At 68.9% G+C, this 21,889-nt stretch carries 24 protein-coding genes; 13 read left to right on the top strand and 11 right to left on the bottom strand.

Going from position 1 to position 21,889, the window contains the following annotated elements; genetic code table 11:
• Positions 1–44: 44 nt before the first annotated feature.
• From ACFY36_RS41240 to ACFY36_RS41215, 6 genes are all read left to right on the top strand, one after another.
• Positions 45–323 carry a hypothetical protein gene (locus ACFY36_RS41240; RefSeq protein WP_499751362.1) on the top strand — a complete coding sequence of 93 codons (279 nt, stop codon included), beginning with the start codon at positions 45–47 and terminating at the stop codon, positions 321–323.
• An 89-nt stretch (positions 324–412) separates the two neighbouring features.
• Entirely contained in the window at positions 413–1,750 is a 1,338-nt protein-coding gene (locus ACFY36_RS41235; RefSeq protein ID WP_499751361.1) for an ABC transporter substrate-binding protein, read from the top strand.
• Positions 1,747–2,616 (top strand): carbohydrate ABC transporter permease, encoded by an 870-nt coding sequence (locus ACFY36_RS41230; protein ID WP_499751360.1) that lies wholly within the window; start codon positions 1,747–1,749, stop codon positions 2,614–2,616. The genes ACFY36_RS41235 and ACFY36_RS41230 overlap by 4 nt, the downstream gene beginning before the upstream one ends.
• Positions 2,613–3,467: a carbohydrate ABC transporter permease gene (locus tag ACFY36_RS41225; RefSeq protein WP_499751359.1), complete on the top strand. Its 855-nt coding sequence runs from the start codon at positions 2,613–2,615 to the stop codon at positions 3,465–3,467. Before ACFY36_RS41230 ends, ACFY36_RS41225 begins: the two co-directional genes overlap by 4 nt.
• Positions 3,468–3,531: 64 nt before the next feature.
• The gene (locus ACFY36_RS41220; RefSeq protein WP_499751358.1) at positions 3,532–3,915 is read left to right on the top strand and encodes a DNA-binding protein; all 384 of its coding nucleotides are present in this window, start codon (positions 3,532–3,534) and stop codon (positions 3,913–3,915) included.
• Positions 3,916–3,961: 46 nt separating this feature from the next.
• A complete protein-coding gene (locus ACFY36_RS41215; protein WP_499751357.1) occupies positions 3,962–4,507 on the top strand; it encodes a hypothetical protein in 546 nt (181 codons plus the stop codon).
• Here ACFY36_RS41215 and ACFY36_RS41210 read toward each other — a convergent pair.
• From ACFY36_RS41210 to ACFY36_RS41180, 7 genes are read right to left on the bottom strand one after another with little or no spacing between them, the layout of a single operon-like run.
• Complete coding sequence (locus ACFY36_RS41210) at positions 4,504–5,001, bottom strand: hypothetical protein (protein WP_499751356.1); 498 nt, start codon at positions 4,999–5,001, stop codon at positions 4,504–4,506. The genes ACFY36_RS41215 and ACFY36_RS41210 overlap by 4 nt on opposite strands.
• A gap of 36 nt (positions 5,002–5,037) precedes the next feature.
• Positions 5,038–5,484, bottom strand: coding sequence for an inner membrane protein YiaA (gene yiaA / locus ACFY36_RS41205; protein ID WP_499751355.1), 447 nt, complete (start codon positions 5,482–5,484; stop codon positions 5,038–5,040).
• A 47-nt stretch (positions 5,485–5,531) separates the two neighbouring features.
• A complete protein-coding gene (gene narI / locus ACFY36_RS41200) occupies positions 5,532–6,239 on the bottom strand; it encodes a respiratory nitrate reductase subunit gamma (RefSeq protein ID WP_499751354.1) in 708 nt (235 codons plus the stop codon).
• A complete protein-coding gene (gene narJ / locus ACFY36_RS41195; protein ID WP_499751353.1) occupies positions 6,236–6,805 on the bottom strand; it encodes a nitrate reductase molybdenum cofactor assembly chaperone in 570 nt (189 codons plus the stop codon). The genes narI and narJ overlap by 4 nt, the downstream gene beginning before the upstream one ends.
• Complete coding sequence (gene narH, locus ACFY36_RS41190) at positions 6,802–8,442, bottom strand: nitrate reductase subunit beta (RefSeq protein ID WP_499751352.1); 1,641 nt, start codon at positions 8,440–8,442, stop codon at positions 6,802–6,804. The genes narJ and narH overlap by 4 nt, the downstream gene beginning before the upstream one ends.
• Position 8,443: 1 nt before the next feature.
• Positions 8,444–12,061: a nitrate reductase subunit alpha gene (locus ACFY36_RS41185; RefSeq protein ID WP_499751351.1), complete on the bottom strand. Its 3,618-nt coding sequence runs from the start codon at positions 12,059–12,061 to the stop codon at positions 8,444–8,446.
• The gene (locus ACFY36_RS41180; protein ID WP_499751350.1) at positions 12,054–13,259 is read right to left on the bottom strand and encodes an MFS transporter; all 1,206 of its coding nucleotides are present in this window, start codon (positions 13,257–13,259) and stop codon (positions 12,054–12,056) included. The genes ACFY36_RS41185 and ACFY36_RS41180 overlap by 8 nt, the downstream gene beginning before the upstream one ends.
• Before the next feature lie 101 nt (positions 13,260–13,360).
• Here ACFY36_RS41180 and ACFY36_RS41175 point away from each other — a divergent pair, with 101 nt between their 5' ends.
• From ACFY36_RS41175 to ACFY36_RS41165, 3 genes are read left to right on the top strand one after another with little or no spacing between them, the layout of a single operon-like run.
• The gene (locus tag ACFY36_RS41175) at positions 13,361–13,903 is read left to right on the top strand and encodes a helix-turn-helix domain-containing protein (protein ID WP_499751349.1); all 543 of its coding nucleotides are present in this window, start codon (positions 13,361–13,363) and stop codon (positions 13,901–13,903) included.
• Positions 13,904–13,914: 11 nt separating this feature from the next.
• Positions 13,915–14,715 (top strand): copper homeostasis protein CutC, encoded by an 801-nt coding sequence (locus ACFY36_RS41170; protein WP_499751348.1) that lies wholly within the window; start codon positions 13,915–13,917, stop codon positions 14,713–14,715.
• The gene (locus ACFY36_RS41165; protein WP_499751347.1) at positions 14,694–16,190 is read left to right on the top strand and encodes an ApeA N-terminal domain 1-containing protein; all 1,497 of its coding nucleotides are present in this window, start codon (positions 14,694–14,696) and stop codon (positions 16,188–16,190) included. The genes ACFY36_RS41170 and ACFY36_RS41165 overlap by 22 nt, the downstream gene beginning before the upstream one ends.
• Here the strand turns inward: ACFY36_RS41165 and ACFY36_RS41160 are convergent.
• Complete coding sequence (locus tag ACFY36_RS41160; RefSeq protein WP_499751346.1) at positions 16,161–17,243, bottom strand: epoxide hydrolase family protein; 1,083 nt, start codon at positions 17,241–17,243, stop codon at positions 16,161–16,163. The genes ACFY36_RS41165 and ACFY36_RS41160 overlap by 30 nt on opposite strands.
• A 42-nt stretch (positions 17,244–17,285) precedes the next feature.
• Here ACFY36_RS41160 and ACFY36_RS41155 point away from each other — a divergent pair, with 42 nt between their 5' ends.
• Positions 17,286–18,218, top strand: a complete 933-nt coding sequence (locus ACFY36_RS41155; RefSeq protein WP_499751345.1) for a helix-turn-helix transcriptional regulator — start codon at positions 17,286–17,288, stop codon at positions 18,216–18,218.
• A gap of 77 nt (positions 18,219–18,295) precedes the next feature.
• On the opposite strand, the gene ACFY36_RS41150 is transcribed toward ACFY36_RS41155, so the two are convergent.
• Both ACFY36_RS41150 and ACFY36_RS41145 read right to left on the bottom strand, forming a co-directional pair.
• A complete protein-coding gene (locus tag ACFY36_RS41150) occupies positions 18,296–18,538 on the bottom strand; it encodes a hypothetical protein (protein WP_499751344.1) in 243 nt (80 codons plus the stop codon).
• 44 nt (positions 18,539–18,582) lie between these two features.
• Entirely contained in the window at positions 18,583–19,056 is a 474-nt protein-coding gene (locus ACFY36_RS41145) for a hypothetical protein (protein ID WP_499751343.1), read from the bottom strand.
• Between the two features lie 134 nt (positions 19,057–19,190).
• Here ACFY36_RS41145 and ACFY36_RS41140 point away from each other — a divergent pair, with 134 nt between their 5' ends.
• Complete coding sequence (locus ACFY36_RS41140) at positions 19,191–19,610, top strand: RrF2 family transcriptional regulator (protein WP_499751342.1); 420 nt, start codon at positions 19,191–19,193, stop codon at positions 19,608–19,610.
• 15 nt (positions 19,611–19,625) lie between these two features.
• Positions 19,626–20,822 carry a globin domain-containing protein gene (locus ACFY36_RS41135; protein WP_499751341.1) on the top strand — a complete coding sequence of 399 codons (1,197 nt, stop codon included), beginning with the start codon at positions 19,626–19,628 and terminating at the stop codon, positions 20,820–20,822.
• A 61-nt stretch (positions 20,823–20,883) separates the two neighbouring features.
• On the opposite strand, the gene ACFY36_RS41130 is transcribed toward ACFY36_RS41135, so the two are convergent.
• On the bottom strand, positions 20,884–21,486 hold the full coding sequence (locus ACFY36_RS41130; protein WP_499751340.1) for a helix-turn-helix domain-containing protein: 603 nt from the start codon (positions 21,484–21,486) through the stop codon (positions 20,884–20,886).
• A 79-nt stretch (positions 21,487–21,565) separates the two neighbouring features.
• On the opposite strand from ACFY36_RS41130, the gene ACFY36_RS41125 reads away from it, so the two are divergent.
• Positions 21,566–21,799 carry a putative antibiotic biosynthesis monooxygenase gene (locus tag ACFY36_RS41125; RefSeq protein WP_499751339.1) on the top strand — a complete coding sequence of 78 codons (234 nt, stop codon included), beginning with the start codon at positions 21,566–21,568 and terminating at the stop codon, positions 21,797–21,799.
• The last annotated feature ends 90 nt before the right edge of the window (positions 21,800–21,889 follow it).

Raw genomic sequence — 21,889 nt, 5'->3', positions numbered from 1 at the left:
GGTGAAGTACGGTTTTCGCGGACGACCCGCTACGGTTGGTGACTATGGCAACCTACTCCGGCCCGGCCCGGCTCACTCTTGTCGACGGCACCCAGGTGTCCGGCATGGCCTCGCTGAGCACCAACCAGCGCGGCGGTCTCGACACCTGGGGCGGAACCTTCCGCCCGGACCAGGTCACCGACGAGATCCGCAACGCGGGCGAGGGTCTTTCCCTGGAGCTGCCGTACGACCAGACCGGCTCCGTCGCCGTGACGGGCGTCCGGAGGCTGCTGGCGACGCAGATCCTGGTCTCCCTGGCCGGAAGCGGTCCCGCACCCTTCTGAACCACCGGTAGCAGGCGGTTGACTTTCAGTTACATAGATCACAGACTATTCGATGTCGCGATCGATGGCCCCTCTCCGAGGAGTACGCCATGAAACGCTTCATCGCTGCTCTGCTCGTGATCTCCCTCGCCGCCTGCACCGGCGACTCGTCCGAGGACGCCGGCGGGGCCGCTCCGCCCGCCTCGCAGGCCGACATCGACAAGGCCCTGCAGACGCCGGCCAAGCTCGTCTTCTGGACCTGGGTTCCGGACATCCAGAAGGAGGTCGCCCTCTTCGAGAAGAAGTACCCGGCGATCGACGTCGAGGTCGTCAACGCCGGCCAGGGCGAGCCGCAATACACCAAACTGCGCACCGCCCTCAAGGCCGGCTCCGGGGCGCCCGACGTCGCGCAGATCGAGTTCCAGTACATCCCGACCTTCTCGCTGACGAAAAGCCTGATCGACCTCAGGCCGTACGGAGCCGAGGCGCTCAAGGGAAAATTCGTCGACTGGACCTGGAACCAGGTCACCGGCGCGAACGGCGAGATCTGGGGATATCCGCAGGACACCGGCCCGATGGGCATGCTGTACCGCAAGGACATCTTCGACAAGCACGGCATCGCCGTCCCCAAGACCTGGGACGATTTCGCCGCCGCCGCCCGTAAACTGCACGCCGCCGACCCGAACGTCTATCTGACCAACCTGGCGTCGAATCAGAACGGCGCCTGGATGGGCCTGCTCTGGCAGGCCGGCGCGAAACCGTTCACCAACACCGGCCCCGACTCGGTCACCGTCCGCCTCAACGACGAGGTGTCCAAGAAACTCGGCACCTATTGGGGCGGCCTCATCTCCGAAGGTGCCGTCTCGGCCGACGCCGATTTCACCGACGCCTGGTACCAGGCCCTCAACCGGGGCAAGTACGCCACCTGGCTGACCGCCGCCTGGGGACCGGTGTTCCTCACCGGCAGCGCGAAATCGACGAGCGGCAAATGGCGTGCCGCTCCCCTGCCGCAATGGCAGTCCGGCGGCCCGGAGGTCTCCGGCAACTGGGGCGGGTCGACCAGCGCCGTCGTCACCGGCACGAAGAACCCGATCGCCGCGGCCAAGTTCGCCGAGTTCCTCAACACCGATTCCGCCTCCGTCAAGATGTTCGCCACCGAGCAGTTCCTGTTCCCGGCCACGAAGGAGGTGCTGGCCGATCCGGCCTTCACCGGCCAGCAGCCCGAGTTCTACGGCGGGCAGATGGTCAACCAGGAGTTCGCGCGGATCAGCGACACCGTCGACAAGCAGTTCCAGTGGCCGCCGTTCCTCGATCAGGCCGTGAACGACTGGGACGAGACGGTCGGCAAGTCGTTCGCCGACAAGTCCGACACGAACGCCGCGCTCGACCAGTGGCAGGAACGCGTGACCGAGTACGCGGAGAATCAGGGCTTCAAGGTCAGCGAATGACCACGCACGCGCGCAGCGGCTATCTGTTCGTGGCGCCGTTCCTCATCGTGTTCGCCGCGATGCTGGTCGCTCCCCTGGCCTACGCGGCCTATCTGAGCCTGTTCCGGGAGCAGCTCGTCGGCGGGACGGTCTTCGCCGGCTTCGACAATTACACCCGGGCCCTGCAGGACGACCGTCTCCTGGACGGCGTCCTGCGGGTCGCCCGTTTCTTCGTCATCCAGGTGCCGGTGATGCTGGCCTTGTCGCTCGCGTCGGCGCTGGCCATCGACAGCGGGCTGCTGCGTTTCGCCAAGGTGTTCCGGCTCGGCATCTTCATTCCGTACGCCGTTCCCGCCGTCGTCGCCACGCTGATGTGGGGCTATCTCTACGGTCCCGACTTCGGCCCGTTCGCCCAGCTCGCCGACAAGTTGGGGCTGCCCGCGCCGCAATTTCTCAGCGAGACCTGGATGCTCGGCTCGATGGCCAACATCGTCACGTGGGAATTCGTCGGCTACAACATGATCATCCTCTATGCCGCCCTCCGCGCCGTCCCGCACGACCTTTACGAGGCCGCGGCGGTCGACGGCGCCGGCGCGTGGCGGATCGCGTGGAGCATCAAGATCCCGGCCCTGCGCCCGGCCCTTCTGCTCTGCCTCATCTTCTCGGTCATCGGCAGTTTCCAGCTTTTCGCCGAGCCCCAGTTGCTGCAACGGCTCGCGCCGAGCGTCATCGACAGCGGATACACGCCGAATCTGTACGCCTACACGCTGGCCTTCACCGGCCAGGAGGTGAACTACGCCGCCGCGGTCTCGTTCCTGCTGGGTCTGGTGATCGTCATCGCGTCGTACACGGTCCTGTTCATCAGCGGCCGGCGGAGCCGTTCGTGACGGCCCGCCGCAGCAACCTTCTGACCCTGGGCATGCTGGCCCTGCTCATCTATTTCCTGCTGCCGCTGTTCTGGCTGGCCGTCGCCTCCACGAAGAACACCGAAAGCCTGTTCTCCACCTTCGGCCTCTGGTTCGCCGGCGACTTCTCCCTGTTCTCCAACATCAAAGAGACTTTGACGTACGCCGACGGCGTCTACCTGCGCTGGATGCTGAACACGCTGTTCTACTCACTGGTGAGCGCCGGCGGCGCGGCTTTCCTGGCCGCGATGGGAGGGTACGGCTTCGCGAAATACCGTTTCCGCGGCAACAACGCCCTGTTCGCCCTGGTGCTCGGCTCCATCATGGTGCCCACAACGGCGCTCGCGATCCCCACGTACTTGCTGTTCAGCAAGGTCGGAATGGTGAACACGCCGTGGGCCATCATCCTGCCGTCACTGGTCAGCCCGTTCGGCCTGTACCTGATGCGCGTCTACGCCCAGGACGCCGTCCCCGACACACTGATCGAGGCGGGCCGGATAGACGGCGCGAGCGAGCTGAGCATCTTCTTCCGCCTGGCCCTGCGTTCCCTGGCCCCCGGCATCATCACGGTCCTGCTGTTCACCTTGGTAGCCACCTGGAACAACTACTTCCTACCGCTGATCATGCTGAACGACCCGGACCTCTATCCCATAACGGTCGGCCTGGCCGCGTGGTCCTCCCAGTCGGCCGCCGGAGGCAGCGGCTCCACCGGCGAACTGCTGGCCCTGGTCATCACGGGAGCCGCGCTTTCCATCATCCCGTTGATAGCCGCCTTCCTTCTGCTACAGCGCTACTGGCAGTCGGGCCTCTCGGCCGGCGGCGTGAAGGAGTAGCCCTCCCTTTTGCGGCTTCAACAGTTTGTTGACAACGAAGCGTTGAAGTGATCGGATGGGCGTCATGACACAGGCACACACAGAGTTCGCCGCGCTGAGCCGGATCGCGGAGCGGCACGCCGCCACCGACGGTCAGCGGCGACGGGCCGCCCATCCCACCGCCGTCGAGCCCCATGAGGCCGTGCGGCTGGTGGCTGGGCTGGCCTTCGGGACGATCGAGGCCGATCTCGGCGAGCCCGATCTGGACGACGGCGACCTCTTGGCGGCGCTGGCGCTGATCGCCCACGTGCGGGCCGACGTCGATCAGCTCGAGCTCGGCCTGCTGGACGCCGCCCGGGGGCGTGAGCTGACCTGGCAGGGCATCGCCCAGGGCATGGGGCTCAACAGCGCTCAGGCGGCCAAGCAACGCCGCGACCGCCTCGCCGAGCGCCGGCCGGCGGCGGACTGATGCTCACTGTCGCCGCCGGGCTTGGCGACCGCTACGATGCCCATCGATGACGGGGAAACGGGATCTCAAGGTGTGGGTCTGCTCGGCGCTGCTGGGCGGGTTCGCTGTCGTGTCGGCCGTGATGGTGGTCGACGCGGTGCTGGTGTGGCGGGACTTCGGGCCGGCGGCCGACGACTATCTGCGCCTCTACACCGGCTACGACCGCGACTCGGCCGCCTCGCTGGTCTCCTCGGTGCGCACCGGGCTCGCCTACCAGACCGGCCTGGCCGTGGTCGCCGCGCTCGCGACCGCCGGACTGGCGGTCGTGGTTCACCGGCGGCGCCGATGGGTGCGGGCCACGACCTGGTGCACGCTCGGCGTGCTCGTCTTCGGGCTGCTGGCCGGCTTCACCGCCGCCGAGGCGACGAGCGAGGCGGCCGAGCTGCTCCCGTCCTGGTATCCCGCCCTCACCTCGGTCTTCAGCGCCGTTCTCATCGCCACCGCCGTCGCGGTCGCCGTTCTGATGTCGAAGCTCGAGGATTTTCACGAGCCGGACCCGCGGCAGCCCGATCCGCGCTGGGAATCCTTCGTGAAGCGCCAGGCCGAGCGCTAGCGGCTGTCCTTGCGGGCCTGGCGGCGGGCGCCGGCGGCCCGGGTCGAGGCGTGCCGTTTGCGGCGGTCGGGCGTGTCGGGGCGGTTGTCGGTGCGCTGCGGGCGCGGCTTCCGGCCGCTCTTGGGACGCGGCGGCTTGGCGAGAGCCGCCGCGGCCGCCTTGGCCTCCGCCTCGCGCTCGGCCTTCAGGGCCTCCGCGGCCTCGTGGGCCAGGATGGCCAGGCGGGCGCTGACCTCGGACAACAGCTCTTCGAAGACCTCGGCCTTGGCGCGGCGGCGGGCATTGCGGTCGTACGCCTTGCCTCGGCCGCCGGTCTCGGGAACGCGTTCGGCGGCGCGGCGGCGGTAGTTCTTCACCTGTTTGTTCCGGGCCCGGCGGACCCGGCCGTGCAGCTCGATGAGCGCGTCCTCGTCGAGCTTCTTCAGGCGTTTCCGGTCGGCCTCGCGGACCAGCGCCAGCTCCGCCTCGGTCAGGGTGCCCAGGATCGCGTCCATGAGGTCAGAGCCTGGCCGCCCGACAGGGAGAAGTCCTCATGCGCTGCGGGTGAAATGATCCGGAGGAACGTACGAGGGCCGGTAGTGCAGGGCGTCGCGGACGTTCTTCTGCACCGCGACCGACGCGAACAGCGCCATCGCGAACGACAGGCCGTAGAAGCCCTTCTCGCTCAGTGCCATGCCGCTGTTGATCAGGCCGACGGCCAGCATGATGACCGAGGCGCCGACCACGGCCCAGGCCAGGCCGAGGTACAGCGCGGTGACCGGCAGGCCCTCGGCCTTGTCGCGCACCGATTTCTGCAGTGAGATGGCCGCGAACAGGCCGAGCACGAGGACGGCCGCGTAGAAGCCCTTCTCGCTGCGCATCATCGAGGCGTTCCACAGGCCGACGGCGTACGAGATGACGCCGAGGAACAGTGCCGCCCACGACGCGCCGACGAAGGCGGCGGTGGGCTTGCCGGGCGAAGCGGGTGTCGTTGTCATGGCAGCAGCCTTCCGGACCGCCGCCGCCGGCGGATGAGTACGAGTACCTAAAGCGCCCGGTCCCATCCGCGCCGGGTGGGCGCCGCGTCACGGCTGCGATAGACGATGTACGGCCGGGTGAGGTAGCCCAGCGGCGCCGAGAAGACGTGCACGAGCCGGCTGAACGGCCAGAAGGCGAACAGCGCGAACGCCGCCAGCGCGTGCAGTTTGAAGCCGATCGGCGCCTGCGCCATGAGGCCGCTGTCGGGCTGGAAGTAGAAGATCGAGCGGAACCACGGCGACACCGTGAGCCGGTAGTCGTGCGGCTCGCTGGTCAGGTTGCCGAGCACGGTCGTGCCCAGCCCGAGGCAGATGGTGCCGATGAGCAGCACGTACATCACCTTGTCGTTGACCGTCGTCGCCGAGAAGACCGGCCCGGTCGTACGCCTGCGGTAGATCAGGATCGCGGCGCCGGCCAGCGTGCAGAAGCCGGCCAGCGTGCCCAGCGCCACGGCGACGAGGTGGTACGCGGCCTCGCTGATCCCGGCGGCCTCGGTCCACGATTCGGGGATGAGCAGGCCGCCGACGTGGCCGACCGCGACGAGCAGGATCCCGAAATGGAACAGCGGGCTGCCGATCCGCAGCAGCCGCCGCTCGTAGAGCTGCGACGAGCGGGTGGTCCAGCCGAACTTGTCGTAGCGGTACCGCCAGATGTGCCCGAGGACGAAGACCGTCAGGCAGATGTACGGGATGACGACGAAGAGCAATGTGTTCATCGGTAGGTGCCCACCTTCTCCTCCGGTGGCCCCTGCGCGGCCAGCTTGGCGACCTCGGACATCGAGCGCAGCGGCGGCAGGGTGGCCGACACCGATTCGAGGACGTCCACCCACGGGGATCGCATGTCGTGCAGGGCCAGGCGCAGCAGTTCGAGCCCGGCGCGGTGGTCGTTCATGACGGAACGGCCACGTTCGGGCATCGCGGCGGCGTACTCGAGGACGACCGCCAGGTGGTCCGACAGCTCGTCGTCGCCCAGGATCAGCCCGTCCGCCGCGTACGTCTGCTTGAGTTTCAGCAGCGCCATCCCCCGGTTGCGGGTGTCGCCGTACGCGTAATAGGTCAGGTAGAGGCAGCACCGCTTGCGCTGATCGAAGGTCGCGACGTAGTCCGCGGCCAGCGTCACCGGCGGCGTGTCCCGCGCGTGCTCGATGAAACGCAGCAACGGCACGCCCACCTTCGCCTCTAAGGTGGACGCGGCTGCGGACAGCAGATCGAGGCGTCCCAGCAGTACGGGGTCCGGGTAGCCCAGCAGAAGCGACTGCACCTGCCACGCGCGGGCGTTCACGACTCGTCCTTCCGCGGCGGGAAGAGCCCGTCGGGCTTGCCGCGCCCGTCCCAGTTGAGCAGGTTGACCCGCCCGGTCATGGAGTCGGAGGTCTGCCGGTCCTTGAGCATCTGGAAGTTCTCCACCGCGATCGGCTGCGGTCCGCCCGACGACTCGCCGAACGGTCCCGAGCCGCCCATCCCCGGCCCGCCCTCGTAGTCGAGGCTGCACTCGGTGGCCAGTTCCTCGAGCGAATGCGCCTGCTCCGCGTGGGCCGGCGGGATCACGTACCGCTCGTCGTACTTCGCGAGGGCGAGCAGCCGGTACATGTCGTAGATCTGCTCGCCGGTCATGCCCACCGCGGCCGGGATGCTGTCGTCCGCGTCGCGTCCCATGTTCAGGTCGCGCATGTACGAGCGCATTGCCGCGAGCTTGCGCAGCACCGCGTCCACCGGCCCCGGGTCGCCGGCCGTGAACAGCTGCGCCAGGTAGTCGACCGGAATGCGCAGCGCCTCGATGGCCGCGAACAGGTTGCCCCGGTCCTCGGCGTCGTAGCCGGTGTCGCGCACGACGTCGACGACCGGCGACAGCGGCGGGATGTACCAGACCATCGGCATCGTCCGGTACTCGGGATGCAGCGGCAGGGCAACCTTGTGCACGTTTATGAGCGAATAGACAGGAGAACGCTGCGCCGCGTCAATCCAGTCGCGCGGGATGCCGGCCCGTTCGGCCTCGGCCGCGACCGCGGGGTCATGGGGATCGAGGAACACTTTGCGCTGGGCCTCGTAGAGGTCGTGGTCGTCGGTCACGGATGCCGCGTCGAGGACCGCGTCGGCGTCGTACAGCATCAAGCCGATGTAGCGCAGCCGGCCCACGCACGTCTCCGAGCACACGGTCGGGATGCCGACCTCGATGCGCGGGAAGCAGAACGTGCACTTCTCGGCCTTGCCGGTGCGGTGGTTGAAGTACACCTTCTTGTACGGGCAGCCGGAGACGCACATCCGCCATCCGCGGCAGCGGTCCTGATCGACCAGGACGATGCCGTCCTCCGCGCGCTTGTAGATGGCACCCGACGGGCAGGAGGCCGCGCACGACGGGTTGAGGCAGTGCTCGCAGATGCGCGGCAGATAGAACATGAAGGTCTGCTCGAACTCGAACTTCACCTTGTCGGCGATGCCTTTGAGGAGCACGTCCTTGTCGCCGTGGTCGATCGAGCCGCCGAGGTCGTCGTCCCAGTTGGCCGACCACTCGACCTTCATGTCCTGGCCGGTGAGCAGCGACTTGGGCCGGGCGACCGGCGTGTGCTCCTGCAGCGGCGCGTTCGTGAGCGTCTCGTAGTCGTACGTCCAAGGCTCGTAATAATCCTGGATCGCCGGGAGCTTGGGGTTGGCGAAGATGGTCAGCAGCTTCTTGAAACGGCCACCGCCCTTGAGTTTCAGCCTGCCCCGGCGGTTGAGCTCCCAGCCGCCGCGCCACGTCTCCTGGTCCTCGTAGCGGCGCGGATAGCCCTGCCCGGGCCGGGTCTCGACGTTGTTGAACCAGACGTACTCGACGCCGCTGCGGTTGGTCCACGCCTGTTTGCAGGTGACCGAGCAGGTGTGGCAGCCGATGCACTTGTCGAGGTTCATCACCATCGCCATCTGGGCCATCACGCGCATCTCAGTACTCCACTTCCTGGGACCGGCGGCGGATGACGGTCACCTCGTCGCGCTGGTTGCCGGTCGGGCCGAGGTAGTTGAACGCGAACGACAGCTGGGCGTAGCCGCCGATCAGGTGCGTCGGTTTGATGAGCAGCCGGGTGAGCGAGTTGTGGATGCCGCCGCGCCGCCCGTTCGTCTCGGTGCGCGGCACGTCGATGAGACGGTCCTGCGCGTGGTGCATGTAGACGGTGCCCTCGGGCATGCGGTGCGAGACGATGGCCCGGGCCACCACGACGCCGTTGCGGTTGACCGCCTCGATCCAGTCGTTGTCCCGTACGCCGATCTTCGCCGCGTCCGGGGCCGACATCCAGATGTTCTGCCCGCCGCGTGAGAGCGACAGCATGAACAGGTTGTCCTGATATTCGGAGTGGATGGACCACTTGTTGTGCGGGGTCAGATAGCGCACGGCGATGCCGAGCTCGCCCTTCTCCCCCACCTTGGGCTCGCCGAACAGCGCGTGCATGTTCAGCGGCGGCCGATAGGTCGGCATCCACTCGCCCAGCTCGGCCATCCAGTCGTGGTCGAGGTAGAAGCTCTGCCGCCCGGTCAGCGTGTGCCACGGTTTGAGCCGCTCGACGTTGATGACGAACGGCGAATAACGCCGGCCGCCGGCCTCGGAGCCGGACCACTCGGGCGAGGTGATGACCGGCGTCGGCCGCGACTGCGTGTCGGCGAAGGTGATCTGCTTGCCCTCGTGCTCGGCCGCCAGGTCGGCCAGCTCGACGCCGGTCCGCTTCTCCAGCTGCCGGAAGCCCTGCGTGGCCAGATGGCCGTTGGTGGTGCCGGAGAGGGCGAGGATCGCCTCGCACGCCTGCACGTCCCGGGCGATCGACGGCCGCCCGTTCGGGGCCGTGCCGTTCTTGTGGCGCAGATAGTCGAGTTCCCGGCCGACCTCGAAGGTGACCCCCTTGGTGGTGGCGCCGAGCGTGTCGAGCAGCGGGCCGAGCGAGGACATCTTGTCGAAGACGGCCGTGTAGTCGCGTTCGACCGCCACCAGCTTCGGCATGGTCCGGCCCGGGATCGGTTCACAGTCCCCGTTCTTCCAGTCCCGGACACGGCCGTACGGGTTGGCCATCTCGTCCGGGGTGTCGTGCAGCAGAGGCGCGGCCACCACGTCGGTGCGCGTGCCCAGATGCTCACCGGCCATCGCGCTGAACGCCTTGGCGATCGTCATGAAGGCGTCCCAGTCGGTGCGGGTCTGCCAGGGCGGGGCGATCGCCGGGTTGAACGAGTGCACGAACGGGTGCATGTCGGTGGTGTTGAGGTCGTGCTTCTCGTACCAGGTGGCCGCGGGCAGCACGATGTCGGAGTAGACGGTCGTCGAGGTCATCCGGAAATCGAGCGTCAGCAACAGATCGAGCTTGCCGGTGGGCGCCTCCTCGTGCCACGTCACATCTTTCGGCCGCGCTTCGGGCGGAGCTTCTTTCGCTCGTACCGCGTGGTCCGCACCCAGCAGATGCTTCAGGAAGTATTCGTTGCCCTTCGCCGACGACCCGAGCAGGTTGGCCCGCCAGATCGTCAGCACCCGGGGAAAGTTCCCCGGGGCGTCCGGATCCTCGGCCGCGAAACGGATATTTCCTGATTTAAGGTTTTTCACGACGTGGTCCGCCACCGGCTCACCGGCCGCCGCTGCCTCGTCCGCGAGGTCGAGCGGGTTGCGGTTGAAGTGTGGCACCGAAGGCATCCAGCCCATCCGTGCGCTGGCGGCGATGAGGTCCGCGGTCGTCTTGTTCGCGAAGCCTTTCGCCACCGACAGGGTCGAGGCGGGGAACGGGTCGTACCGGTACTGGTCGGTATGCAGGTACCAGTAGGCGGTCTGGATCATCTGCCGACCCGGCCGCGTCCAGTCGGATGCCGTGCCCAGCACCGAATATCCGGTGATCGGCCGGACCTTCTCCTGACCGACGTAATGGGCCCAGCCGCCGCCGTTCACACCCTGGCATCCGGTCAGCGTCGTCAGCGTCAGGAACGACCGGTAGATGGTGTCCGAGTGGAACCAGTGGTTGGCCCCCGCGCCCATGATGATCATCGAGCGGCCGCGGGACTCCTCGGCGTTGGCCGCGAACTCCCGCGCGATGCGGGCCGCCGCCGGCCCCGGCACGCCCGTGATGGTCTCCTGCCAGGCCGGCGTGTACGGCGAATCCGCGTCGTCGTAGCCGCTGGGCCACTCCCCCGGCAGCCCTGGCCGGCGGACCCCGTACTGCGCCAGCAGAAGGTCGAACACCGTGGTGACCGTCCGGCCGGCGACCAGACGCACCGGAACGCCGCGCCGGATCGTGCCGGCCGACCCGTCCGGCGTGTCGAAGCGTGGCAACTCGACCTCCGCCACACCCTCGCCGGCCGCGCTCAGCAACGGGGACAGGTCACCCAGGCCGAGGTTCCACTTCCCGACACCCGTGTCGCCGTAACGGAATCCGAGCGACCCGTTTGGCACCACCGGTGCGCCGTCGGCGTCGAGCACCACGGTCTTGAACGCCGCGTTCTCGACCTCCTGGCCGAGGTCGGCCGCCGTGAGCATCTTCCCCGGGCGTCCATTGTCGAGCGTCACCAGGAACGGCAGATCGGTGTACCGGCGTACGTAATCGAGGAAGTAGCCGGTCTGCCGGTCGACGAAGAACTCCTTGAGCACGACGTGGCCCATCGCCATGGCCAGGGCGCCGTCCGTGCCCGGGGCCGGGGCGAGCCACTCGTCGGCGAACTTCACGTTGTCGGCGTAGTCGGGGGCGACCGCGATGACCTTCTGCCCGCGGTAGCGCGCCTCGGCCATCCAGTGCGCGTCCGGCGTGCGGGTCACCGGCAGGTTGGAGCCCCACATGATGAGGTAGCCGGCGTCCCACCAGTCGCCCGACTCGGGAACGTCGGTCTGGTCGCCGAACATCTGCGGCGAGGCCACCGGCAGGTCGGCGTACCAGTCGTAGAACGACAGCATGGCCCCGCCGAGCAGGTTGTAGAAGCGGGCGCCGGCCGCGTGGGACACCATCGACATGGCCGGGATCGGCGAGAAGCCGGCGAGCCGGTCCGGCCCGTACGTCTTGATGGTGTGGACGTGGGCCGCGGCGATCATCTCGGTCGCCTCGTCCCAGGTGGCCCGCACGAGCCCGCCCCTGCCTCGCACCGATTTGTAGGCGCGCGCCTTCACCGGGTCGCCGGTGATGTCGGCCCACGCGGCCACCGGGTCGCCGAGCCGCTGCCGCGCCTCGCGGTACATCTCGAGCAGGACCCCGCGGACGTACGGATATCGCACGCGGGTCGGCGAGTACGTGTACCAGGAGAACGCGGCCCCGCGCGGGCACCCGCGCGGCTCGTACTCCGGACTGTCCGGGCCGACGCTCGGATAGTCGGTCTGCTGGGCCTCCCAGGTGATGATGCCGTCCCGGACGTACACCTTCCACGAGCACGAGCCGGTGCAGTTGACGCCGTGCGTGGAGCGCACCACCTTGTCGTGCGACCAGCGGTCGCGGTAGAACGTGTCGGCCTGCCGGCCGCCGATCTGGAAGAGGGCGCGATGGTCGGCCGACACTTCCCCACGGGTGAAGAAGCGGCGCGTGCCGACCAGGGCGTCGTCCAGTTCAGGCATTGCTGACCCTTCCCTCGGTGCGGGTTGTCCTGGCTATCGCGGTCACCGTCAGCGTCATGGCGGCCAGCGCCACCAGAGCCAGCAGGACCAGGCCGACGGCGTACGACTCGTACGCCTCGTACAGCCCGCCCATCACCAGCGGCGGCAGGAAGCCGCCGAGCCCGCCGGCCGCGCCGACCACCCCGGTGACCGAGCCGACCTGGTTGGCCGGGGCCATCACCGCGACGAGCGCGAAGGTGGCCCCGCTGCCCGCGCCGAGCGCGGCCGCCATGGCCAGGAAGGCGATGGTGCCCAGCGGCATCAGGGGTGGGGTGAAGGCCTGCACGAAAGCGCCCAGCACGACCACCGCGAGCGCGGCGGCGAGCACCCGCACGCCGCCGAAGCGGTCGGAGAGCCAGCCGCCGGTGGGGCGCATGACGACGGCCAGCAGCACGAAACCGGCCATCCGGTTGGCCGCGTCGGCCTGCGTGAGGCCGTAGGCGGTCTTCAGATACGCCGGCAGATAGACGGAGAAGGCGACGTAGCCGCCGAACGCGACCGCGTAAACCGCCGAGGCCTGCCACGTCACGCGCAGCCGCAGCGTCGCCGCGAGGCGCTGGGTGAACGGCCCGGTCGGCACCGGCCGGCCCGGCGCGTCCCGCAGCACCGTGAAGGAGACGAAGGCGTACACCACCAGAACGGCCGCCGTGACCAGGAACGGCGTCTTCATGCTGCCCGCGTCGACCAGCCGGACCGTGGTGAGAGCGCTGACCGCGGTGCCGCCCATCCCGGCCCCGAAGACGCCCACGGCCAGCCCGCGCCGCTCGGGCGGGAACCAGGCGTTGACGAAGGGCACGCCCACCGCGAAGACCGATCCGCCGACGCCGAGGAAGAAGCCGCCGATCAGCAGCCCGGCGAACGACGTGGTGCCGGACAGCCCGAGATAGAGCACGGGCACCACGGTCGCGAGCGACACGATGGGGAACATGACCCGCCCGCCGAACCTGTCGGTGAGCGCGCCCACGGGTATGCGCCCGAGCGATCCGACCACCACCGGCACGGCCACCACGAGGGCCTGCTGGGTGGAGTCGAGATCGAGCGCGGCCTGGAAGCGCGGGGCCAGCGGGCTCAGGAGCGCCCAGGCCCAGGAGTTGACGACGAAGCCGAGGGTCGCGACCGCCAGCAGCAGCCCGCGAGGCGGTGTACGGGACGCCTGCATGCCTCATATCAGATCAGGGACGGCCGTCGTACAACCCCCGAAATTAGGGACCAAAGTCCTCTTTGTTTGCCGTTCCCGGCCCTGGGAATACGGTCAGAACCATGGAGTCCCCCGTTCTGCGCGCGGTCCAGGAGGCCGCCCTCGGGCTGACCACGGCCCAGGTCGCCTCCCGTGTCGGCCTGCCACCCTCCACCGTGCGCAGTCAGCTCGACGGCCTGGTCGCCGAGGGCCGCCTGGTGAAGGCCCGGGCCAGCGGCGGCGTGCCGCACCGGCCGGCCTGGCGCTACCGGGCGCTGGCGCCGTCACAGGGCAACCTCTACTCGCTGCTGCTGCGGGCGCTGCTCGAACAGGTGGCCGGCGACCGGGCCGCCACCGTCGGCGTGGGCCGCCGCTGGGGCCGGTCCATGGCCGCTCAGGGCGGGCTGCTCGCGGTGCTCGACACGCTCGGTTTCGCCCCCGATCCGCGCTCGGAACGCCGGATCGACCTGCACGCCTGCCCCTACCTGGACCTGGTCCACCGCTATCCCGACGGCATGTGCGGCCTGCACGCCGGGATCATCCAGGGCGTGCTCGGCGACCGGGACGAGGTCGTCCTGGAACCGTTCGCCGCGCCCGGCGCGTGCGTGGTCCATCTCCTCTCATGAAATAATCAGGTTTGTTTCCCATTTCTCGTCCCGAGGAGCCCGCCCTGAGCCCCGTCGCCTTCGAGCTCGCCGTCCAGGACTCGCACGGCCTCGAGGTGTCGGCCCGTCTCGGGGCCGACCGCATCGAGCTCTGCTCCGCGCTCGCCCTCGGCGGCGTGACCCCGTCGCTGGCCTTCGTCGAGGCCGCCGTGGCCACCCCCGGCATCCCACCGGTCCACGTGCTGGTCCGCCCGCGTCCCGGCGGCTTCACCTACGACCCCGCCGAAACGGCGACGATCCTTCGGGACGTACGCCACGTCCTGCTCGCCGGCGCGACCGGCGTGGTGATCGGCGGCGTGCGCGACGCCACCGTCGACACCGACCTGGTCAAGCGCGTCCTCGACGCCGCCGGCGACGCCACCGTGACGTTCCACCGGGCCTTCGACACCCTCACCGACCCGGCCACGGCGGTCGAGACGCTGGCCGCCCTGGGCGTACGGCGAATCCTGACGTCCGCGGGCGCGACCTCGGTCGGCGACGCCCTGCCGGCCCTGGCCGCCCTCACCACCACGGCCGCCGGCCGCATCGAGATCATGGCCGGCGGCGGCGTCACCCTCGGCCTGATCCCGGCCCTGCTGCGCACGGGCGTCCCCGCCATCCACGCCTCGGCCAAGCGAGTGGTCCCCGACGACCTCACCGTGGGCCTCGGCACGTCCTCCCCGGCCGGCGCGGGCGGCCGCGAGACCACCGACGAAGTTACGGCCGCCGCGATCCTTGCCGCGATCCGAGAAGCCGAGGAACATCGGCGTCCATGCGAACGATCGATCAATTAGGGGTCTTCTGGCTTGTCACTCACCCGGACGAGAAGCTGAGCGGACGTCTCCGGTTCGATCCTTCCGGAGACAACGTTCGACTCACAATCGTGGGACGCTTCGTCGAGGACGACGAAGCGGAGGACGAGACCGACATTGCGATACATGGCTGGGCCGGCGGTGATCCGGTCACGGTCGACGGCGCGTATCGGAACGGCGGGAGTTCCCGGAGCCGCGGAGTCGACGAGACGCACTATCGGGCGAACCGTATCTTCGTCGGCCGTCATCTGGCCCCGGACGACCTCCACTTCGAGACAGCACACCTCGAACTGAGCGACCTCAATGGCTGGGTCGGCACAACGGGACTGATGCCGGATCGCGAGTCTTCCGCAGAGGATGTCATCTATCACATCAGCTATCGGAAACCGCCCAGCCAGGAGGGCACCTTCTCGCGTGGCCGAGTGCGGATTTCGTTCGGTCCGGAATTCGTGGCAGAGGCAGGGAATCAGGTCAACCTTCGCGAACACCTGCGCTTCCACCTGTATTACGACGCCGCTCAGCAGGTCGACAGCATCCGACGGGACGTCGGACGTCTCCAGGCGCTGATTATCCTTTGCTCAGGGTCGTCGACTGTCTTGGACGAGCTTCTCCTCAGCAGGTCAGACGTCAAAGCGACGATGCTCGACGGGTCGGTGAGCCGCTTCGACGAGCTCATCGAACTGTGCGCAAGTCCGGTCAATTATGTCGCCGAGGCAGAACGAAAGCCGGCTCAGGCGCACGACGTGCTCATCTCCTATGACGAGTTGGGCGGCATCGAAGCGGTGGCCCGATGGATCGACGAGTCGACGGTCTTCGAACGACCGCTCGATTACCTGACCAGCATCATGATGGCGCGCCATATGTATGCCGAGAATAGATTCCTCAACGTCACCTATGCCGCAGAGGCCTATCACCGCATCACGGTGGGCGGCTCGCGGAAGAACGACACCGAATTCCAGCAAGCGATGACTGCCTGCCTCGAGTCGGCGCCGGCCGAATTTCAGAGTTGGCTGGCGGAACAGTTACGTCATAACAACGAACCGACGCTGCGCAGAAGGCTTCAACAATTGGCGAACGCTGTCGCTCCGGCCGACCGATCCATCATCGCGGACAGATCCCGGTGGGCCTACCTCACAGCCACCACCCGGAACGAGATCACGCACATCGGCGACCGTTACCGCGACATTGAGGGCAGCGATCTCGTCCTCCTGGCGCAGTCTGTCTATGACGTCGTCCGGCTGAACATGCTCAAGCAATCGGGCGTGGAGATCGACATTCTTGCCACAAAGTCCCAGATCTATCCGTTTGCCTGGTATCAGGCACGCCTAGCCGCAGGCCTCGACCGGATTCGGCGCGTGTTCGAGTCGAAGCCGGCCGAGACAAGTCGAGGAGTTCTCGTCACCCCTCTACTGTCCGCTTCGGGAGACTCAGGTCAACGGCCTGAAGAACTCCCGTAGGTCTTCGGCCAGGTCGGACGGGGCCTCCAGGGCCGGGAAGTGGCGGGCGTGCGGGAACTCGGTCCATCGGGTGCCGGATGGGGTGGCTATCAGTTTGCGGACGGTGTCGTCGGCGCCGAAGACGGCGAAGGCCTGCGGGACCGCGGGCGGGCTGCCCCAGTCGGCGGAGTGGGCCTGCTCGTAGAGGGTGTGGGCGGCGGTCACGCCGGAGGCGGTGTGCCAGTAGAGGGAGACGTTGGTCAGCAGGCGGTCGCGGTCGACCGGGCGCTCGGTCCATTCGGCGAACTTCTCGGCTATCCAGGCCAGTTGCAGGACCGGTGAGTCCGTCAGGCCGTACCCGATGGTCTGTGGCCTGGTGTTCTGAATGGCGAGATAGCCGGAGTCCTCGTGGGTGAAGGCGTCCATGCGCTGGCGGATCAGCTTGTCCAGCGGATCGTCCGGGTCGAGCCGGCCGGCCATGCCGGGGATGAAGGTGGCGGTCGCGGCGGCGGTCACCGGGTCCGTGCACACGTGCACGCCGATCACGTGCTCGCCGTCGATGCCGGCGACGGCGCCCGAGACCCCGGCGCCGACGTCACCGCCGTGCAGGCCGTACCGGTCGTACCCCAGAAGCTCCATCAAGGTCTTCCAGGCCCGCGCCATCCGGGCCATGGTCCAGCCGGGCTCGGCCAGCGGCGCCGAGAAGGTGTAGCCGGGCAGCGAGGGCACGACCAGGTGGAAGTCGGGCAGCAGCGTGATCAGCTCCTCGAACTCGGCGAACGAGCTCGGGAAGCCGTGCGTGAGCATCAGCGCCTTGGCGTTGCGCGCGGATGAGCGAATGTGCGCGAAGTGAACACGCTGGCCGTCGATCTCGGTCACGAACTGCGGAAGCTCGTTGAGCCGGCGCTCGGCGGCGCGCCAGTCGAAGCCGGACCGCCAGTAGCCGGCCAGCTCCTTCACCTCGGCCAGGCCGATCCCGCGGCCCCAGCCGTCGCCGGGCCATCGCGTCCGGGCCAGGCGCTCGTGAAGGTCATCGACAGCGGTCTGTGGAATTTCGATGCGGAAGGTGTCCATGAGCCGACGCTAGAGACAATCGCGGAAGGCTAGGTTCCTGAAATGGACACCGCCGCCCGGCTGCTGCGCCTGCTGTCCCTGCTCCAGTCGCGCCGCGACTGGACCGGGCCGTCGCTCGCCGAGCGGCTCGGCGTCACCACGCGCACGATCCGCCACGACATCGGACGGCTGCGCTCGCTCGGCTACCCGGTCGACGCCCGCCCCGGGGTCGCCGGCGGCTACCGGCTGGGCACGGGCTCGGCCCTGCCACCGCTGCTGCTCGACGACGACGAGGCGGTCGCCGTCGCGGTCAACCTGCGCGGCGCCGCCCTGACGAAGCTCGAACAACTCCTGCCGCCCCACCTGCGCCACCGGGTCCGGGCCGTACAGTCGGCCGCGCTGCTCCTGCCGTCCCCCGGCCCGCCGGTCGACCCGGACGTGCTCACCCACATCGCGTACGCCTGCCAGGAGCACGAGCGCCTGCGTTTCGACTACCGCGACCACGCCGGCCTGGTCAGCCGCCGCGACGCCGAGCCGTACCGCCTGGTCCACGACCAGCGCCGCTGGTACCTGCTGGCCTGGGACCCGGGCCGCGACGACTGGCGCACCTTCCGGGCCGACCGGATGACCCTGCACACCCCGAACGGCCCGCGCTTCACCCCGCGCCCGGTGCCGCCGTCACCGGACGTGGCCCGCGGCCTCCGCGAGGCGACGTGGCGCTACCGGGCCCGCGTGATCGTGCACGCGCCGGCCGCCCACGTCCGGTCCCGCCTGCCGGTCGCCACCGAGATCGAGCCGCTGGCCGAGGACCGCTGCGCCTTCACCCCGGGCTCGGACAACCCCGAGATGCTGGCCCTGTGGCTGGGCTTTTTGGGCGCCGACTTCGAGGTGGTCGACGCGCCGGAGCTCCTGGCGGCCGTACGGGCCCTGGCCGCCCGCTACGCAGCGGTCACCGTCGCCGCCGATACGCCACGGTCGGCCACCACTCCCCCTTGACCAGCCGCCGCCGGTCCCGTTCCGGATCCCGAACGAAGCCGGCCCGCTCGGCCACGGCCCGCGACGAGGTGTTGCCCTCATACGCCCACAGCCCCGAGAGCGATGTTGCCGAGCCGCTCCCCGGTCACCGAGTCGGCGATCAGGAACCCGCGCGGCCCGGCCAGGATGGCGGCCCGAACCGCGTCGGCCCTGACAACGGCCGGTTCCGAGGTGAACCGCTGAATGAGCTCATCCCCGACGGCCGCCGCATACCACTCGGCATCGTCCACACTCCACGACCGCAGCGCGACAACCCCGTCGTCGTCCCACGTCTCCACCACGAGAGGACAACACACACAACGCGAACGGGCGACCCGGCGGCGTCCTAGGTGTCGTATTCGCCGTTCCATGGCTCGTGGAACCCCAGTCTTTGTGGGTAGAGCTCGGCCCATGGCCCGCCGTGGCCCTCGTAAGGGTCGTCGGTGGTCTCGTCGATGAGGCCGAAGACGACGTTGTCGAACTCGGCCCGGAAGGGACGGATGGCGATATTGCCGTACGCGACCGCCTCGAGGCAGGCCAGCCAGTCCGACAGGACCTGCTCGGCGGCCTCGACGGCTGCGGGGCTGTCGCCCCTGACGCCGGTGAACCGGAGGCGCGAGCCGGTGTGGTGTCCGCTTTCGTCGAAGAGATGGAGCACCGCGTAGATCCGCTGCTGGTTCCGCCAGTCGTGACCTGGCTTGACGTTTTCCTGGTAGGCGCCGGTGATGTCGGCGAAGAACTGTCCGCCCGCATGCCGGCCGATGCGGCTCGTACGGTAGTCCGGCTCGTACTTGATCGGAATGACGTCGGGGAGTCGCACAGCGCGAATCCTAGCCAGCGCCGCCCGTGGGGCGGGGCAAGGGTTGAAACCAGCGGCGTACCTCTCAAAGGCCTGCGGAGTGACCATCCCCATAAACAGGACTCCAAGACTCCTCTTTATGGCAGGCTTCGCTTGTGCGCCTCAACCGGTCGACGGACATCAGCCTCCGGATTCTCATGCTCGGCGCGGTCGGTGACGATCTGCTCACCATCGACCACCTCGCCGAGTCGCTGAACGTTCCCCGCCACCATCTGGCCAAGGTGGTGCAGAAGCTTCAGCGCATGGGTCTGCTCGAGACCGTCCGCGGCCGCAACGGAGGGGTTCGCCTTGCCACCGCCGCCCGCGACGCCTCGATCGGTGCTGTGGTGCGGGAGCTGGAAGGCGCCACCGAGGTGGTCGATTGTGAGGGCGAGACCGCCTGCCCGCTGAGCCGGGGCTGCCGCCTGCGCGGCGCGCTCCGCAAGGCGCAGGAGGCCTTCTACGCGGCGCTCGACCCGCTCAGCGTCGGCGATCTCACGTCGCCGCCGACGTACCAGATCCTGGTCAACCTGTAACAACGGAGGAACCTCGTGCTGTCAGCAAAAAGCGCGCCGATCGTCGCGGCGACCCTGCCGGTCGTCGGCGCGCACATCGACCAGATCTCCGGTGTCTTCTACGACACGATGCTGGGCGAGAACCCCGAGCTGCTCAACCTTTTCAGCCGCAGCGCGCAGGCCACCGGCGAGCAGAAGTCGGCCCTGGCGGGCGCGGTCGCCCTCTTCGCCACCCACCTCATCGGCGAGGCCCCGCTGCCCGAGCACGTGGTCGACCGCATCGCCCAGCGGCACTGCGCCCTCGGCATCCGCCCCGAGCAGTACGCGATGGTCGGCAAATATCTGCTCGGCGCCGTCGGCACGGTTCTGGGCGACGCCGTCACTCCCGAAATCGCCGCCGCGTGGGACGAGGTCTACTGGCTGTTCGCCGTCCGCCTCATCGGCATCGAGTCGCGTGTCTACGCGTCGGCCGGCGTCGACGGCGAAAACCCTTGGCGCACCTACGTTGTGGCCAACAAGGTGGCCGAGGCCGACGACACCGTCTCGCTGCTGCTCACCCCGGCCGACGGCGAGCCGGTCCCGCACTACCGCCCGGGCCAGTACGTGACGATCGCCGCCACCCTGCCCGACGGCAGCCGTCAGCTGCGGCAGTACTCGCTGTCCCAGGCCCCCAACGGCGGCACGCTGCGCATCACCGTCCGCCGCGTGCGCGGTGCCGGCGGCAGCCCGGACGGCGTCGTCTCCGGCTGGATCCACGACGTGGTCCGGCCGGGCGACCAGCTGACGGTCTCGCAGGCGTACGGCGATCTGACCCTGCCCGAGAAGGGCGACCACCCGCTGCTGCTGATCAGCGCCGGCGTCGGCGTCACCCCGATGGCCGCCATCCTCGACGAGGTCGCCCGCACCCAGCCCGGCCGCACCGTCACCGTCGTGCACGCCGACCGCAGCCCGTCGCGCCACCCGCTGCGCACCGAGATCTCCGCCGCCGAGAACCGCCTGCGCTCCTTCGAGCACCTCACCTGGTACGAGCAGCCGACTCCGGGCGCGTTCGCCGGCCGCGTCGACCCCGACGCCATCCCCCTGCACCCCGGCACCGAGGTCTACCTCTGCGGCCCGGTCCCGTTCATGCAGGCCGTCCGCGAGGGCCTCCACCGCCGCGGCCTCCCCGAGGAGCGCATCCGCTACGAGGTCTTCGGTTCGGAGCAGTGGCGTACTGCTCCGGTTCCTGCTTGAACCCTTCAGAGGTACGGGATTCACCCGAGGCGGACTGGGTTGGGGAACGGCGACGTCGTGGTCAAGGCCGTTCCCCGCTTCCGGGCTGTCCTGCAACGCCCGGCCGCCTCCGGCGGCCTGAGGTCAGGACGTTCATCCGCTCGCCCTGGCGGCCCAGAATGCTGAGCAGCTCCACCGGTTGCCCGCCCGTGCTGCCGAACCAGTGCGGCACGCGGGTGTCGAACTCGGCCGCCTCGCCCGCGCGCATCACGACATCCCGCCCGTTCAGCACCAGCCGCAGCGTCCCCGAGAGCACGTAGAGCCACTCGTGTCCTTCGTGGACGCGCGGATCCGGTTCGCTCTGATCGGCCGGCACGATCACTTTCCACGCCTGCAACGCCCCCGCGTGCGGAGTGAGCGGAAGGACGGTGCGCCCGTTGGCCCGGCGCGGCACCAGCCGCACCCGCGGATCGCCGACCGGCGGCGCGCCGACCAGGTGTTCCAGGGGCACCTGGTGGGCCTGCGCGAGCGGCAGCAGCAGGTCGAGGGTGGGCCGCCGCTGCCCGCTCTCGAGCCGGGAGAGCGTGCTCTTCGAGATGCCGGTCATCCCGGCCAGCACGGCGAGAGTGAGACCGCGACGGTGGCGGACGCGCCGCAGGCGGGCGCCGACTTCGGGCTGTTCCATGCCCCGATTCGAACGCCCGCTTCCCAGCCTCGGCAACATTCTTTGCCGTTTCCGCACGCCCCGGCGCAGCCTGGCCGTCATGAGCGAACGCAGGATCCCACCGCCGTCCCGTCACCACATGGCCGTCATGATCTGGCTGGCCGTCTTCCCGACCCTCACCGCCCTGCAGTTCCTGCTCGGCCCCCTGCTGCGCGACGCGCCGGCCGTGCTCCGCACACTGGTCTTCGCCTCGATCGCCGTCCCGATCGTCATCTACGGCCTGATGCCGCCCTTGCAGCGCCTCCGGGCCCGGGTGCTGACCGGCCGCTCCTAGTGTTGTGAGTCTTTAAATCGTTGTCAGTGGGTACGTTGGTGGGATGCCGTTGCCGACAGCAGTGCCGATCGTGCTCACTGATGACGAGCG

The organism is Actinoplanes sp. NPDC000266, assembly GCF_042899005.1.
Taxonomy (GTDB): domain Bacteria; phylum Actinomycetota; class Actinomycetes; order Mycobacteriales; family Micromonosporaceae; genus Actinoplanes.
The sequence above is the reverse complement of the archived record's forward strand: the minus strand, read 5'-3'. Positions and strand labels throughout refer to the sequence as shown.